The sequence below is a fragment of the Actinokineospora alba genome (assembly GCF_004362515.1).
Lineage (GTDB): Bacteria > Actinomycetota > Actinomycetes > Mycobacteriales > Pseudonocardiaceae > Actinokineospora > Actinokineospora alba.
Map to the genome: position 1 here is coordinate 6563328 of NZ_SNXU01000001.1, position 16462 is coordinate 6579789.

General features: G+C 71.8%; 9 protein-coding genes. 6 read left to right on the top strand and 3 right to left on the bottom strand.

Annotation, left to right across the window (positions count from 1 at the left end; translation table 11 throughout):
• Positions 1–116: 116 nt before the first annotated feature.
• Together C8E96_RS29655 and C8E96_RS29660 are read left to right on the top strand one after the other, a co-directional pair.
• On the top strand, positions 117–3968 hold the full coding sequence (locus C8E96_RS29655; protein WP_091377557.1) for a hypothetical protein: 3852 nt from the start codon (positions 117–119) through the stop codon (positions 3966–3968).
• 3 nt (positions 3969–3971) lie between these two features.
• On the top strand, positions 3972–8528 hold the full coding sequence (locus C8E96_RS29660; RefSeq protein WP_091377553.1) for a hypothetical protein: 4557 nt from the start codon (positions 3972–3974) through the stop codon (positions 8526–8528).
• A gap of 137 nt (positions 8529–8665) precedes the next feature.
• On the opposite strand, the gene C8E96_RS29665 is transcribed toward C8E96_RS29660, so the two are convergent.
• From C8E96_RS29665 to C8E96_RS29675, 3 genes are all read right to left on the bottom strand, one after another.
• Entirely contained in the window at positions 8666–9217 is a 552-nt protein-coding gene (locus tag C8E96_RS29665; protein WP_091377549.1) for a M23 family metallopeptidase, read from the bottom strand.
• Positions 9218–9335: 118 nt separating this feature from the next.
• Positions 9336–9965, bottom strand: coding sequence for a response regulator (locus tag C8E96_RS29670; protein WP_091377546.1), 630 nt, complete (start codon positions 9963–9965; stop codon positions 9336–9338).
• On the bottom strand, positions 9962–11161 hold the full coding sequence (locus C8E96_RS29675; RefSeq protein ID WP_166658157.1) for a sensor histidine kinase: 1200 nt from the start codon (positions 11159–11161) through the stop codon (positions 9962–9964). Before C8E96_RS29675 ends, C8E96_RS29670 begins: the two co-directional genes overlap by 4 nt.
• A gap of 139 nt (positions 11162–11300) precedes the next feature.
• Here C8E96_RS29675 and C8E96_RS29680 point away from each other — a divergent pair, with 139 nt between their 5' ends.
• The 4 genes from C8E96_RS29680 to C8E96_RS29695 all read left to right on the top strand — a co-directional run bounded on the left by C8E96_RS29680 (position 11301) and on the right by C8E96_RS29695 (position 16461).
• Complete coding sequence (locus C8E96_RS29680; protein ID WP_091377544.1) at positions 11301–12236, top strand: SMP-30/gluconolactonase/LRE family protein; 936 nt, start codon at positions 11301–11303, stop codon at positions 12234–12236.
• Between the two features lie 131 nt (positions 12237–12367).
• Positions 12368–12787, top strand: a complete 420-nt coding sequence (locus tag C8E96_RS29685; RefSeq protein WP_091377540.1) for a YciI family protein — start codon at positions 12368–12370, stop codon at positions 12785–12787.
• A 42-nt stretch (positions 12788–12829) separates the two neighbouring features.
• On the top strand, positions 12830–14074 hold the full coding sequence (locus tag C8E96_RS29690) for an RNA polymerase sigma factor (protein ID WP_091377538.1): 1245 nt from the start codon (positions 12830–12832) through the stop codon (positions 14072–14074).
• A gap of 71 nt (positions 14075–14145) precedes the next feature.
• Positions 14146–16461, top strand: coding sequence for an ATP-binding protein (locus tag C8E96_RS29695; protein ID WP_324187072.1), 2316 nt, complete (start codon positions 14146–14148; stop codon positions 16459–16461).
• Position 16462 lies beyond the last annotated feature (1 nt).

The window sequence follows — 16462 nt, forward strand, 5'->3', positions numbered from 1 at the left end:
ACCAACTCACCGGCTGACCCGACACTCATCGCTGCCCTTTGGTGCGGTCCTCGGGCGATCATCTTGCGGGCCCTTGGAGCACAAAGGACACTCGCGGGTGGCGAGAGGAGGCCGACGTGCCTTCGCGATCGAGGAAGCCCCGTAAGGAACGGCGGGTCGAGGTCGATCCGCTCCGGTTCGTCGACGGCTGGGGCTCGGTCGTGGGCCCGCCCGCCGAAGCCGAGGCCGAGGGAATCCGGGTCGACCTGGTCCGCCCGAGCGACCTGGTCGCGCTGTCGGTCACGGCGTCCGGATGTGAGCTGATCACCGGCGGCGGCGCGCCCGCCCGGCTGCGGTCGACCGGCGATGAAGCCCGGCTCACTGTCCGGTTCGCCTTCCAGCACCTCGGCGAGCAGGCGATCTACGAGGGCTTCGTGCCGGGCAAACCCATGCTGCAGCCCGACGACCAGGGCAAGCCCGTCGCCGCGCCCGCGCACCAGCCACCGGATGAGGGGCCCGGTGTGGTGACCCAGCCGCCCGTCGGCGTCGTGCCCGCGCGATCGAGCCGACTGGTGTTCAAGGTCCCGGCGGGCGAGACCATCGAGTTCTCCACCGCGGGCATCCTCGCCGCGATGAGTCGGCTCCAACTCGCCGTGCACCCGCTCGCGCTGCCGGGGGACGCGCCCGCCAAGGGCGGCGTCGACGGGTTGTCGTCGCCGACCATCGCGCTGCCGGGCGGCCTCATCGCCGAGCTCACCGCGAACGGCGCCGTGATCTCCAAGGCGAAGCGCGCGCAAACCGTTGCGGACGTGGCATTCGAGGCCCGCGAGCTGCGTCGCGCCCGCACTGAGTTGCAGGCCCGGACCCCGACGACCCGGGCCCGCACCACGCTTCCCGACGAACGCGAGCAGCCGTCGGTGACCATCGGCGAGACCACAATCCCGGTGTCCTCGCTGTTCGGGCCGGGTGGGCTGATCCGCGACCCGATTCGGGCGCGCCGGGCGCGCCGCACGCTGAGCAGGCCGGCCGCGGCTGACGAGACCGCCATCGAGGCGCCCTACCGCCTGGTGATCTCGCCGAGCGACGAGGCGCGCTGGGCGCACGCGACCGAGCCGGTGGTCGCCGACGACGCCGCGCAGCACATCGAGTTGTGGCACAGCAGGCTCGCCATCGCCGCCGAGCGGCCGGACGGCAGCATCGTGCCCGACGAGCACAACACCAAACGCCGGGTCATCCGCGCGGTGTGGGCCCGCGACCGCGACACCGTGGGCGAGGACTGGAAGGACTCCGCCAACAATCTCGGCCACTCGACCACCGACCCGTTCCGGATGTCGCTCGACCGGGCCGACCGGCACATGCTGGTCCGCCAGACCGCCGAGACCTGGCCCGGCAGGCCGACCGAGATCGAGCCGGTGCCCGTGGGCGCGGAGGCGTTGTGGCTGTCGAGTCTCGGCGCCTGGCTGGACCTGCACGGCGCATGGACCACCAAGCCGTACTCGCGGATGCGGATGTCGTCGCTGCTGTCCTGGGACCATGTCGCGCCGATGGGCCGCGACCAGTACGTACGCGTCGTCTACCCGGGCTACCTCTACCCGTTCGGCCACCAGGCGGCCTTGGTCAAGCTGACTGAGCGGAAGATGAAGAAGTCCGCGCCCTCGGTCGCCGGGCTCTACCAGCGCAAGTTCCTGGTGCTCGGTGAGCGCGCCCGCACTTACGCCGACAACCACGACTTCCCGTTCCTGCGGGTGGAAATCCGCCCGCTGGTCACGCCGACCCTCGACGACCCGACCGAGCAGTTCGGCGACTCCCAGGACAACTTCTTCTGGCCGAAGGTCGGCTTCCAGCGGTTCAGCTTCGTCATCGACGCGCTGGACCACGAGCTCAAGCCGGTCCGGCTGCGCGCGCCGCTGATGTGGGTGGCCGAGCACTACCAGGACTTCGCCAAGACCGACAAGGCCTACGACGAGGACCCGGCACGCAAGGTCCCGGCACTTGGCCAGAAGATCGCCTTCGGCCCGGTGCGCGCGGGCGGTGACACCGTCGCCGAGACCGACTCGATCCTGTTGCGCGGCAAGGCGAGGCTGGGCGACTCGACCCCGCGCATGAGCGCGGCACACGTGTCCGTTCCGGCGGTGCAGGCGCTGTCCGGCACCGGCCCGGTGCCGATCGCCTACCACGACGAGTACCGCAAGGTCGGCTTCAGCGGCCCGACCAACACCGGCGAGCTGTGGGCGAAGGTGCTCGTCGATCCGGCCCAGCGCGAGCACCCGACCGATCCGACGACCACGTTGCCGCAGCTGAAGTTCGGTGCGGGCGCGCCATCGGGCAGCGACAAGGCGGGCGGCTTCCTCAGCCCCGACCTGCCGATCCGCGGGCTGTCGAGGACGTCCGGCGCGGTCGGCGACATCGTGGGGATGCAGACGAAGCAGTTCAACCCCACCGAGTTCCTGAAGAGCGCTTCGCCGAAGCTGCTCGGGTTGGTCAGCCTGGTGGATCTCGTCAACGCGGTCACCGGTGACGCGCTGAAGATCCCCGCGCTGGTCTCGGAGGCGCTGGACCGAGTCGAGGCGCTGGTCGCCGACCTGCGGCGGGTCAAGGCGGCCGCGGAGCAGGCCGTCGACGAGGCGAACAAGATGATCGCCCGCGCGGGCGGGAAGACCGCCGAGCTGCAGGCCCAGGCGCAGCAGGCGCTCACCAAGACCACCAGCTCCCGGGACAAGATCGTCGCCTTGGTCGACCAGATCCCGGCCCTGCTCGCCTCGCTGAAGAACAAGAGCCCAGCCGAGGTCGCCGCCGCGATGGCGAATCCGCTGCAGAAGCTGCGCGACGAGGTGGCCGAACTCCGCGCGATCGGCCCGACCCTGCCGCCGTTCATGCGCAACCTGATCGCCTCGATCACCGAGGTGCTCGCCGACGTCCTCGCGATGGCCGACCTCATCGAGGACATCTACCGGTTCGTCAACGGGTTCGACCCGACCAGCGTGCAGGCCCGGTTCCGGTTCGAGTGGGCGCCGAAGGTGTCGTCCTGGCCGCCGGGCGCCGCGCCGATCCTGCAGGTCCAGCCGGACAGCCTGCTGCTCGCGGTCGAGGGCCGGGCCAGCGGCAAGGGCAAGATGGGCGTGCAGGCCTTGGCCGAGCTGCGCGACTTCACGCTGCACCTGCTGCCCGGCGCGCCGCTGGTGCGGGTGCCGTTCGAGCACCTGTCGTTCAAGTCCGGCACCGCGGGCAAGCCCGAGGTGGACGTGGTGCTCGGCGAGATCGAGTTCCTCGGCATCCTCGGCTTCGTCGAGGTGATCAAGGACCTGATCCCGTTCGACGGGTTCTCCGACCCTCCGTTCATGGAGGTCACGCCCGCGGGCATGACCGCGGGCTTCACCCTCACGCTGCCGAACCTGGCCATCGGCGTGTTCACCCTGTCGAACCTGTCGCTCGACGCGGACGTGCAGGTGCCGTTCCTCGGCAAGGCGGTGACGTTCGGGTTCAACTTCTGCACCAGGGAGCGCCCGTTCACCCTCGCGGTGCTGTTCCTCGGCGGCGGCGGCTGGTTCGGCATCCGGGTCTCGCCCGATGGGCTCGACGTGCTGGAGCTGGGCCTGGAGGCGGGCGCGGTCCTGTCGGTCGACCTCGGGGTGGCGTCCGGCTCGATCTCGGCCATGGTCGGTGTCTACATGCGACTGGAGGGCGAGAAGGGGTCGCTCACCGGGTACTTCCGGCTGCGCGGCGAGGTCGACGTGCTCGGGCTGATCTCGGCGTCCATCGAGCTGTACATGGAGCTGAAGTACGAGTTCGACACCGGCAAGATGATCGGCCGGGCCACCATCACCGTCGAGGTGGACGTGCTGGTGTTCTCCGGCTCGGTCAAGATCAGCGCCGAGCGCAAGTTCGCGGGCTCCAACGGGGATCCGACCTTCAAGCAGATCATGGGCGTGGCCGGGGACGGGTCGTCGCCCGCCTGGTCGGCCTACTGCCTCGCCTTCGCCGAGGAGTGACCGATGGAGACCGAGCTCTTCATGCTGTGCGCGCTGCCCCACTCGGTGTCCGCGCTGAACCACTTCCACGTCTCGCTGTTCGTCGCGCCCAAGATCAGCCCGGCGGACGACCGCGTGCTCGGCGACTTCCGGATCTTCCCGGACTGGGCCCAGACGGCGAAGACGGCGCTGCGGATCGAGCTGTTCGACCAGGCGGGCGTGATCGAGGCCGAGCCGCTGCTCGACCCGATCCAGCCCCAGGTGTGGCGGGCGGCGTTCCCGGCGGATACGCCGGTCAAGGGCAACCGGGTGCCCGAGTGGGACGACCGGCGCTGGCGCAGCTTCTCCGCCCGCGCCACCCACGACATCGCCAAGGCCCTGCACATGGCGACCATCTACGCCGACCCGACCAGTCCGCCCGCGCCGTCCGCGCACCCCCTCGCCGGTCCGCTCACGGAGCTGGCGGCGAAGTACCACCGGGTCAAGAAGTTCGGCAGCGAGCGGCGTCAGGTGTACGACGAGTCGCTGATGACGGCGGACCTCGACGGCCTGATCGAGAGCCCCGAGCGGCTGGCCGTCATCGAGCGGCTCGTCGCGGCCGAGGGCAACTGGCTGCGCAAGATCGCCTTGGAACTGCACCGCTGCCGCCGGTTCTACGAGCGTCCCGAGTCGCAGGACGACTACCGGGAACGGCCGGTCCCCGGCGCGGTGTCGCCCACGCTTCCGCAGCAGCAGCCGGAGTTCCACGAGCGCTGCGCGATGGCGGGCGACCACCCGGCGCTGCTACGCGCGCTCGGACTCGTGATCGACCTGAAGGTCGCCGACCCGGACCGGTTGCGCCGGTCGCGCTGGCTGTCCGCGCGGGCGGCGATCGACGACGACTTCAGCCACGGCCGGAGCAACGAGGTGCGGTGCCAGGTCACCGCCGAGGACGCGTTCGTCACCGTCGCCGGAACTCCCGACTGGTCAGACGGCGCGCTGCGGCTCGGCGACGAGGACCGGTTCGCGGTGCTGGAACTCGACACCGACGGCAGCGCGATCAAGACCGAGCGCTTCCTCTGGACGCTGCCGCGGCTGCTGGCGTCGCAGGCGAACGGTGACCCGGTGAACGCGGCCACCCCGGCCCACCGGTCGGGCGGGTTCACCGTCGCCCGGACCGGCCAGGCGCTCAACACCCAGGACCGGTTGGCGCGTCAGCTGGAAGTGCAGTCCTCGCTCGCGGGCGGCGACCCGCCGCGGCTGCTGACCGAGGACGTGTGCCGGGGCCTGCGGATCGAGGTGTGGGACGACACGGTGCGCCGGTGGCGGTCGCTGCACCAGCGGCTCACCGACGTGACCGTGCTGGGCCACGGCATGCTGCTCGACGACCTGGAGGAGGACGGGTTCATCCAGGGCACGTCCGCGCACGAGACCCCGGGCAAGGCGAAGTCGCCTATCCACGTGCACGAGGCGATGTTCGGCTGGGAGGGATGGAGCCTGTCGGCGGGCAGGCCGGGCAAGCGGGTGCGCAACGAGGGCGCGGACGAGATCGTCGAGGACACCCCCTCGGCGCCGGACGTGTCGCCGACGCACCCGATCCTGATCACCAACGAGGTCCGGCCGGGATCACTGCCCCGGCTGCGGTTCGGCCGGTCGTACGCGTTCCGGGCCTGGGCGGTCGACCTGGCAGGCAACTCCCGGCCGCACGAGCTCGACCCGCCGCCCGCGGCGCCCGCGGACGCCGTCGCCGCCGCGCTCGCCGGGACGCTCGGCGTCGAGGACCCGGCGCGGGACGCGTCGGCTCGACTGGGGGTCGGGTTGCGCGTGGCCACCAACGCCGCGCTGCAGGCGAACCGGTTCACCGAGGAAACCGTTGAGGGCCAAGGGGATCTCGGGCATCCCGAGCTTGAACCGATCCTGGCGGGCAGGCTGCGCGAACGCCGCGCCGCCGTCGACCCGACGCGGGCACCGCTGCTGTCCCGGCGGGCTTTGGTCGCCGAGGCGGTGGCCGCGGCGGTCAACGACCCGCACGAGCCGTTCGTCACCGACGTGGCCGTGCGGTCCGCGGCGGGACTCGCGCACCTGATCTCCACCCACCTCACCCCGGGCGCGCCGTTGGCCGAGGCCGCGGCCGCCGCACTGGACACCGTCACCGCGCTGCGCCCGTACCTGCGCTGGGACCCGGTGCCGAGCCCGGCGCTGGTCCCCCGCGACCGCTACACCGAGGGCGAGTCCCTGCGCGTGCTCGTCGTGCGCTCCGGCGTCACCCAGGACCTCACCACGCTGGCCATCACGGTCACCGATCCGGCGGCCTACGCCGCGGCCGTCGCGACCGCGCATCCCGGCCTGGACCTGCGCTACCACGATCGCTCCGAGCGGCATCTCGCGCCGCCGAAGACCAGCCAGAGCCAGGCCGAGCAGCACGGCATGTTCGACCTCGCCATCGGCAGCACGACGCCTGCCGACCATCTCAAGATGCTCGGTTGGGCGCTGCGGGAGGACGGGTCGTTCCTGGACCTCGACATCGCCGACGTGGACAACCCGCCGAGCCGGGTCGACCAGCTGAACGTGCGACTCGAACACCAAGCCGGTCCCCCGCACGCGGACCGCACGACGCTGCCGCTCGCCAAGCCCGGGGATCCGCTGCCGCCCGGCCAGTATGTCGTGCACGACGTCGACGACCTGGTGCTGCCGTACCTGCCGGACCCGCTCGCCCGCGGGATCTCGCTGGTGTTCCCCGAAGCGGGCCGCGACCGGCCGATCCCGTTCCCGTTCGGCACCGAGGGATTCACCGCGCGCTACAGCGGCCAGTGGCCGGTGGTGGAGCCGTTCCGGCTGGTGCTCGACGGCGGCGGCGAACTGAACGGCGCGGTGTCCGGTCGGGTGCTGACGCTGAGCCTGCCGCCCGGTGACCTGCAGCGGTTCCGGCTCGCCAGTTCGCTGGACCGGGCCGACCTCGACCTGTTCGGCCCGTGGCGCGGCCTGCCGCCGTCGGTGCGGGCCAACCCGGACGTCGCCGAGGCCGCGGCCGACGGCTGGCTGTGGGGGCTGACGCCGTTCGAGGACGTTCTGCTGGTGCACGCGGTGCCGAGGCCGCTGGAAGCGCCGCGGCCGACGAAGATCCTCCCCGTGCGGGGCATCGGCACGACGTCGGTGGTGCTGTTCGGCGGGCTGGACGTGCACGGGCCGAGCACCGACAGCGTCGCCGCCGAGGCGCGCTGGGTCGACCGGGTCGACGACCTGACGCTGCCCCGCGACGAGGAGCGCCGGGCCAACGGGGTCGCGTTCACCACGCCCGTCCAGTCCTATGAGGACATCGCCGTGCTGTCGTCGACGGACGGCGAGGTCACCGTGCCGAACCTCGGGAAAGTACGGCTGCACAAGGCTTCGCACGAGTTCGGCGACACCCGGCACCGAGTGGTCACCTACCGGTTCCGGGCGTCGACCCGGTTCCGCGAGTACTTCCACCCGGAGCTGCTGAAGCCCACCGACGGTGACCCGATCGACGACGGGCGCAGCGTGGTCGGGCCCGAGGTGGTCGTGTCGGTGCCGTCGTCGGCCCCGCCCGCGGCGCCGGTCGTGCACTCGGTCATCCCGCTGTTCCGCTGGTCGGACGGCACCGAGCCGGAGCAGCCGATGGCGCGGCGGCACGGCAGGCGGGCCGGTGTGCGGATCTACCTGGAGCGGCCGTGGTGGAGCAGCGGCGACGGCGAACTGCTCGGCGTCCTGCTCGCGACCGGCGGCTCCGACGAGTTCGGCCCGCCCGCGCCGGACGACTCGGGATTCCCGTTCGTCAGCAAGTGGGGCCAGGACCCGGCGTGGATCAGCGCGCCCGTCCGGCGTCGCGCGCTGGAACTGGTCACCTTGGACAACCTGTTGCACACCAGTGGTTTCGACGACCGCCCGGCACCTGGCAGGCCGGTGACCGCGCCGGTGCGGCTGCCGCTCGCCACGCTGCCGGACCGGCCGGAGGTGACCGTGGTCGGCTACAAGCCGCGGTTCAACCTCGACCGCGGGCTCTGGTACGTCGACGTGGCGCTGGACCCGGGGAACGCGTTCTGGCCGTTCGTCCGCCTCGCGGTGTGCCGGTACCAGCCGAACAGCGTCGACGGCTGCCACCTGTCCGCGCCGGTGCGCTGCGACTACGTGCAGCTGCCCGCCGAGCGGACCACCAGCGTGAGCCGCACCGACGAGACGCACGTGCGGGTCGTGGTCAGCGGCCCGATCGGCCTGCGCCGCCAGCCAGGACGCGGCGGCATCGACACCTTGGCCGCGGCGGTCGACGAGAACCGCCGGGTGATCGCCCGCCTGCAGCGCCGCGACCCTGCCATCGACACCGACCTCGGCTGGTCGACCGTGGCGGCGGACCGGCTGACTGTCCGCGGCGCCGGCGACGGCGAGGTCGCCTGGGTCGGCGAACTCGACGCGGGCGCCAAGCTCCCGCTGCGCCGCCCGGGGACCGCGTCGGACTGGCGGATCATGGTGGAGGAATGGGAGATGCTGCCCGGCGACCCACCCGCCCCCGCCGACACCGGCCCAGTGATCGGCGTCTTCCCGATCTGGGAACGCCGCCTCACCTACGCCGACGAAATCCCCCTATAACCCGCGAGTCCCACGTTCAGAACAGTGAGTTCCCCGTTCCCGACACCGAGTTCGTCGTTCCCGACACTGAGTTCTCAGTTCGAGAGCGCGGCCCCGCGCACGGCCTGGCACAGGACCGTGCGCGGGGACGCCGGGACTCAGGCGTAGTAGTTCACACTGACCGGCCAGGACCCCGTGGGCGGGCTCCAGCCCTGCAGGGACGCCGGGATGCCGACCCGGTTGTAGCAGTTGATCACCTGGAAGTGCAGGTGCGGCGCGGTGGCGGCCCCGGTGCCGCCCGACCAGCCGATGACCCGGCCCTGCGGAACCCAGGTGCCCGCGTTGTAGATGGCCCGGTTCAGGTGCGCGTAGTGGGTGCAGGTGCCGTTGGAGTGCCGGATGATCACCTCAATGCCGTTCTGCCAGTACTGCGACCAGTTCGACACGAGGATCTGGCCGCCCTGCGCGGCGGAGACCTCGTAGTTCGCGGGAAGCCCGAAGTCCCACGCGTACTCGTTGTACGGGCCGACGTGGGAGTAGGTGCCCTCCGGCCCCTGGGTCACCCGGTACGCCTCACCCGCCGGGTACGGCAGTTCGTAGTAGTAGTTCGCGGCCGAGGCCTGACCCGCCCCGGCGACCAGCATTCCCGCCGCCAGCAGCGCGCTCACCATGGTCAGGATCGTGCGCCGCGGCCTGGCTAATCGGTTCATCGAACGTCCTCTCGTCGCGAAGTCCCTGCTGCGGCAGGGTTATCGAGAGTCGCAGGCCGATTCACGAAGCGTCAACGGATGCGGTGAAATAATCACCGCGGCCGCGACCCTTGAGGGGTCACGTGGCCCGGATGATCCGGCGGTCGATCGCCGCCGCCACCGCGCCCGCCCGGGTGTCGACGCCGAGCTTCGTGTAGATGTGCGACAGGTGCGACTTCACCGTCGCCTCGGACACGAACAGCTCGCGGGCCATCTCCTTGTTTCCCAAGCCGCGCGAGAGCAGTTCGAGGACTTCGACCTCGCGCTCGGTGATCGTCGGCCCCGGCCGGGCGGTCCGGCGGACCAGGGTGGCCGCGACGGACGGGGCCAGCACCGTCTCCCCGCGCGCCGTCGCCCGGATGCCCGCGAACAACTCCGGGGGCGGGGCGTCCTTGAGCAGGTAGCCGCGGGCGCCTGCGTCGAGTGCGCGCAGGATGTCGGACTCGGTGTCGTAAGTGGTCAGCACCAGCACTTCCGGCGGCTCGGGCAGACCCCGCAGCCGCGCGGTGATCTCGGCGCCCCCGGCGGCGGCCGCACCGAGGCTGAGGTCCATCAGCACCACGTCCGGCCGCTGCGATGCCACCGCGCCCAGCGCCGCGTCGAGCCCGTCGGCCTCGCCGACGACGGACAGGTCGTCCTGCCCGTCGATGAGCGCGCGCAGGCCTGCCCGCACGACGGGATGGTCGTCCACCAGCACGATCCTGATCACCTGGCCACCTCCAGCGGGAACCGCACCGACACCGTGGTGCCCTCCCCCATCGCGCTCTCCACGTCCGCCCGCCCGCCGAGTTGCTCGGCCCGCTCGCGGATGCCGCGCAGCCCGCGACCACGCAGCGGGCCGGACGGCGGCTGCCCGGGCTGGAAGCCGCGCCCGTCGTCGCGGATGTCGAGCAGCACCTCGTCGTCGTGGTAGGTCAGGGTGACCGCCACCCGCGCCGCGCCCGCGTGCTCGCGGACGTTGGCGAGCGCGCCCCGGGCGGTGCTCACCAGCGCGGCGGCGACCTCGGGCCGCAGCGGCACCGGCGTGCCGTGAACCCGTACCTCGACGTCGAGTCCGGGCGCGGCCTGGGCGGCGGCCCGGCGCAGCGCGGCGGGAAGCGCGGTCCCGGAGCTGTCCCCGGTCAGCTCGGCCGGGGCCAAGTCCCGCACGACGCGGCGGACCTCGTCGAGACCGTCGCGCGCGGTCGCGGCCGCGGTGCGGACATGGTCGCGCGCCGTCGCGGGTTCCCTGGTCCAGGACTGCTCGGCGGCCTGCAGCAGCAGGTTGATGCTGGACAACCCCTGTCCGACGGAGTCGTGGATGTCCCGCGAGAGCCGGGTCCGCTCGGCGAGCGCGCCGGAGCGGCGCTGCTCCTCAGCGAGTTCGGCCTGCGCCTCGGTGAGGTCGTCGAGCAGCCGCTGCCGGGCCCGCGACTCGCGCTCCAAAGTCCGGTAGGCGATCACGGTGACCAACGCGATCCCGACCGGCCCGGCGACCAGGGTCGGGTCCGGCGCCTCGACGACCCGCCACCACGCCCCGGCGACGACCAGGGTCATCAGCACCGTCGTGGCGGCCGCCCATCCGAACGGCAGCACCCGCAGCACGGCGAACGCGACCGGCACCGCGCACCAGGCGAACGACGGCGCGACCAGGGTGAGCGCGGTCCAAATCGCCACCATCCCGGCAACCCAGGCCGTCGGCCACCACGAGCGGCCGGGCAACAGCGTGCGGGTGGCGTACGCGAGAGCCAGCACCGCGGCGCCGAGCAGGACGAGCACACCGGTGACGCCCAGGCCGTGCCGGTCGACGTAGCGCACCGCGCCGGTCGCCACCAGGACGACCAGCACCACCTGCAGCCAGCGGTCGAGCCTGGCCGCGGGGGCGAGGATGCCGTGTATCCCGTGCGTCGCGCTCTGAGCAGCCATGATCCGGCCAGCGTAAGGACTGCGGCGGCTGTCGGCATCATCCGATCGGCTATCCGGGAGTGGCCCGCTGCCCGACGCCGGACGCCCGCGGGCACAGCAGGCTGGAGGCACACCTTCCCCGAGTCGAGGAGAACTGACGATGAAGCGTCCGGTCCTGATCGCCACCACCCTGCTCCTGCTGACCGGAGCAGGCGTCGCCGACGCCGACGCCCGGCCGGACCGCTACCAGCTGCCGGGCGACGCGGGCGGCTCCAAATTCGAGGGCATCGGCGCCGACGAGCGGCGCGGGCTGTTCTACGTCAGCGAGGTCACCGGCGGCGAGATCCACCGCGGCTCGTCCGGGTCCGCGCAGGCCGCCGAGTGGCTGACCGGCGACGGCACCGACGGCCGCTTCACCGCCCGCGGGATCACCGTCGACGCCTTGGGCCGGGTGTACGTCGCCGGCGGCCCGAACGGCATCGGCACCGGCAGGCCGGACCTGTGGGTGTACTCCCCCGACGGCGTCCTGCTGGCCGCCCTGCGCGCGCCGGGCGCGGACGTGTTCCTCAACGACGTCGCGATCGGCCCGGACGGCGCCGCGTACTTCACCAACTCCAATGACCCCCAGATCTACCGCGTCGCGGACGACGGCACCGGCTGGACTGCGACCCGCTGGGCCGACGCGTCCGGTGTGGTCGAGCGGCAGCCGGGATTCAACCTCGGCGGCATCGTGCTCACCGCAGACCGCGGCGCGTTTGTGGTGGCCCAGGGCAACACGGGCAAGCTGTGGCGGTTCGACGCGGCCACCGGCGCGGTGAGCGCGATCGCGACCGGCGCCGACCTCGTCAACGCCGACGGCCTGCTCCGCCAGGGCGAGACCCTGACCGTGGTGCGGAACTTCTCCCGGATGCTCGCGACCCTGCGCCTGTCCGCCGACGGCCGGTCCGCGACCCTGGTGCGCCAGCAGGCGACCGACCCGACCCGGGTGCTCACCACCGCGAAGGCATTGCGCGGGCAGGTGCTTTACGTCGACAGCAAGTTCGACGAGCCCACCGCGACGCCGCCGTACGAGATCGTCACCGAGCCGGTCAGCTGACCTGGGTCGACCTCCCGGTCGGAAGGTCTGGAAAAACTTTGGAGCGCGTGTCGATCCGAGGGTCGGCTCGATCGTCGCTTCAGTACAGGCCAGGATGGACCCGGCCGAAGGACCCGAACCGGGAGAACACAATGCGTTTCATGGTGCTCGTGAAGGCGACCGCGGAATCCGAAGCAGGCGTGCAGCCCAGCGACGAGATGCTGCGCGAGATGATGGCGTTCAACGAGGAGCTGGTCAAGGCGGGTGTGCTGCTCGCCGGTGAGGGGCTGCACCCGAGCGCGAAGGGCGCCCGGGTCCAGTTCTCCGGGGACAAGCGCACCGTGGTGGACGGCCCGTTCGCCGAGACCAAGGAGCTGATCGGCGGGTTCTGGCTGCTGGAGGTCAAGTCGCTGGAGGAAGCCGTCGAGTGGGTCAAGCGGGTGCCGAACACCGACGGCGGCGAGTCGGAGATCGAGATCCGCCAGGTGTTCACCGTCGAGGACTTCGAGAACGCGTCGCCCGAGGTCAAGGCGCACGAGCAGGAGCTGCGGGCGGTCATCGGGAACGGCTGACCTGCCTTGCTCGCGCGCATCGGTAGCTGATTTGATCCCGGAGTGACGGCTACCGACGCGCGGCGGGCAGTGGAAGCGGTGTGGCGGATCGAATCCGCCCGCCTGATCGCCGGGCTGGCACGGCAGGTGCGCGACATCGGGCTGGCCGAGGAACTCGCCCAGGACGCCTTGGTCACCGCCCTGGAGAAGTGGCCGGACACGGGAATCCCGCGCAATCCCGGCGCGTGGCTGATGACCACGGCGAAGAACCGCGCGGTCGACCTGAGCAGGCGCGACCAGAACTACCAGCGCAAGCTCGAACAGATCGGCCGCGACACCGATAACGACCACACGCCCGACGCGAGCACGGGTGTCGGCGATATCAACGATGACCTGCTGCGCCTGGTCTTCACCGCCTGCCACCCGGTGCTGAGCACCGAGGCCCAGGTCGCGTTGACGCTGCGGATGCTCGGCGGGCTCACCACCGACGAGATCGCCCGGGCGTTCCTGGTCGCCGAGTCGACCATCGCCCAGCGGATCGTGCGGGCCAAGAAGACCCTCGCCAAGGCGGGTGTCCCGTTCGAAGTCCCGCCCGAGGACGAACGCGACGCCCGCCTGGCGGCCGTGCTCGGCGTGATCTACCTGATCTTCAACGAGGGGTACTCCGCCACCGCGGGCCAGGACCTGATGCGGCCCGCGCTCTGCGCGGACGCGCTGCGCCTGGCCAGGGTCCTCGCCGGTCTCATGCCGCGCGAGGCCGAGGTGCACGGGTTGGTGGCACTGCTGGAGATCCAGGCGTCGCGCGCGAAGTCCCGGGTCGGCTCCGACGGCGAGCCCGTGCTGCTGCTGGCGCAGGACCGCGCCCGCTGGGACCAGCTGCTGATCCGGCGCGGCCTCGCCGCGCTGAAGACCGCCGAAACCCTCGGCGGCCTGGGCCGCCCGTACACGCTGCAGGCGTCGATCGCCGCCTGCCACGCCAACGCCCGCACCCCCGAGGACACCAACTGGCTGCGGATCGCCGGCCTCTACGAAGCGTTGGCCTTGGTCGCGCCGTCACCCATCGTGGAGCTCAACCACGCCGTCGCGATCGGCATGGCCTTCGGCCCGGCCGTCGGGCTCGAGCTGCTCGACGAGCTGCGGGACGAGCCCACCCTGAAGGACTACCACCTGCTGCCCAGCACCCGCGGCGACCTGCTGGCCAAACTCGGCCGCACCGACGAGGCCCGCGCCGAATTCGAACGCGCCGCCGGGCTCACCCGCAACGAACGCGAGCGCGCGCTCCTGCTCAGCCGAGTCGCCGCGCAGTGACCCAGCCAGACCGCTTGTGACCTGGGTTACACTGCGTGACTCTCATCGAGTCGACGGGCCACGGTGGAATATTGAGCGCAGCGATGGTGGTTGAGGGCGTGCCGGCGGGCAGACCCGTCGACCTCACCAGCTATTTCGGCAGGCGGCACGAGATCGCCGAGGCACGGCGGCTGCTGGGCACGGTCCGGCTGGTCACGCTCACCGGTCCGGGCGGCGTGGGCAAGACCCGGCTGGCGGGCCGGATCGCCGCGGGCGCCCAGAAACAGTTCCGCGACGGGGTCACCTTCGTCGAGCTGGCCGAGCTGCGCGATCCCGCCCTGCTGGCCAACCTGGTCGCCGACCGGCTCGGCCTGCGCGACCAGTCGGCGCGGGCGGCGGCCGACACCCTCATCGAGCATCTGCGCACCCGGTCCACGCTGCTGGTGCTGGACAACTGCGAACACCTGGTGGGCGCCTGCGCCGATCTCGTCGACAAGCTGATCGTGTCCTGCCCGAAGCTGGTGATCCTGGCGACCAGCAGGCAGTCGCTCAGCGTCGAGGGCGAACACCTGCTGATGGTGCCGCCGCTCTCGGTGCCGCGCGGCGAGGATGTGCGCTCCCCCGACGAACTGGCGAAATACGACGCCGCGCGGCTGTTCGTCGACCGGGCGACCGCGGTGCTGCCATCGTTCGCGGTCACCGACGAGAACTGCGCCGACCTCGCGCGATTATGCGAGCGCCTCGAGGGCCTGCCGCTGGCCATCGAGCTGGCCGCCGTGCGGTGCCGGTCGATGTCGGTGCGCCAGATGGTCGAGCGGCTCTCGAAGCGACTTTCCCTGCTCACCGTGGGCACGCGCACGGCCCCTCGCCGCCAGCAGACGTTGCGCGCCATGATCGACTGGAGCTACTCGCTCTGCTCCCGCCCCGAGCAACTGGTATGGGAGCGCGCCTCGGTTTTCTCCGGGACCTTCGACCTCGAAGCGGCCGAGCACGTGTGCGGCGGTCCGGGGGTCGAGCGGACCCAGGTGCTCGACCTGGTCGACGGGCTGCTGGACAAGTCGGTGCTGGTCCGCGACGAGCACGGCGGGGTCGCCCGCTTCCGGATGTTGGAAACGCTGCGGGAGTACGCCCAGGACTGCCTCGACCGCGCGGGCGACCGGGCACGGGTGTCGCGGCTGCACCGCGACTGGTACGCCGGGCTGACCGCGAGGTTCGAGGCCGAGTGGCACGGCCCGCGGCAGGTGGCCTGGGTGGACCGGCTGCGCCAGGATCACGCGAACCTGCGCGTGGCGCTCGACTTCTGCGTCAACGACCCCGCCGACGCGGTGGTGGGCCTGCGAATGGCCACCCGCGTCGACGACTACTGGGGCATCCGCGGCTTCCACACCGAGGCCCGCCTGTGGCTCGACCGCGCACTGGCCGCGGCGGCCCCTGACGCACCGCAACGCGTTGCGGCGCTTCGGATGTCCGGCTGGTTCGCGCTCCTGCAGGGCGACATCCCGACCGGGATCGACCGGCTGACACAGGCGGGCGAACTCGTGGCGGCCACCGGCGACCCGGTCCAGGAGGCGTACCTGGCCCACGCCTGGGGCATGGCGGCGCTGTTCAGCGGCGACCTGACCAAGGCCGCCGAGGCGTTCGCGCGGGTGCTGCCCACCTTCCGCGAACACGGCGAACTGCGCGGTGAGCTGTTCACGCTGTTCATCTACGGGTACACGCTCGGCCTCGCAGGCGACCCGGCCGCGGGTCGGACGATGCTCCAGGAGGCCATCGACCGCAGCACGGCGATCGGCGAGAGTTTCTGGCGGGCCTGGGCGCTGTGGGGCCTGTCGCAGGTCGAGATCACCTATGGCGACGTGGAGGCGGCGGACCAGGCGGCCAAGGAGGCGCTGCGGCTGGAACGGGAGTTCGGCAACCGCCTCGGCGAGGCGTTCAGCACCGACCTGCTCGCCTGGGTCGCGCAGCGGCAGGGCAGGCCGGTGCGGGCCGCGATGCTGCTGGGCGCGGCCAGCGCGATCTGGTCGGCGATCGGCAGTTCACCGAGCCTGTCCGCGGTGTTCGACCAGCCGCACCGCGAGTACCTGGAACTGAACCGGCAGTGCCTCGGCGCACCCGCGTTCCAGAAGGCGTTCGCCGAGGGGAGCGCACTGCCCAGCGACCTCGCGATGCACTACGCGCTGGAAGAGGACACGAGCGAGCCCACGGCCGACTCCGACCGGTCGACCCTGTTGACCAAGCGTGAGGTCGAGATCGCCCGGCTGGTCGCGGAGGGCCTGACCAACCGGGAGATCGCCGCGCGGCTCACCATCGCCCAGCGCACCGCCGAATCGCATGTCGCGCACATCCTGACCAAACTCGAATTCACCACCCGCACCCAGATCGCCGTGTGGGTCGCGAGCGGCGGCTGAG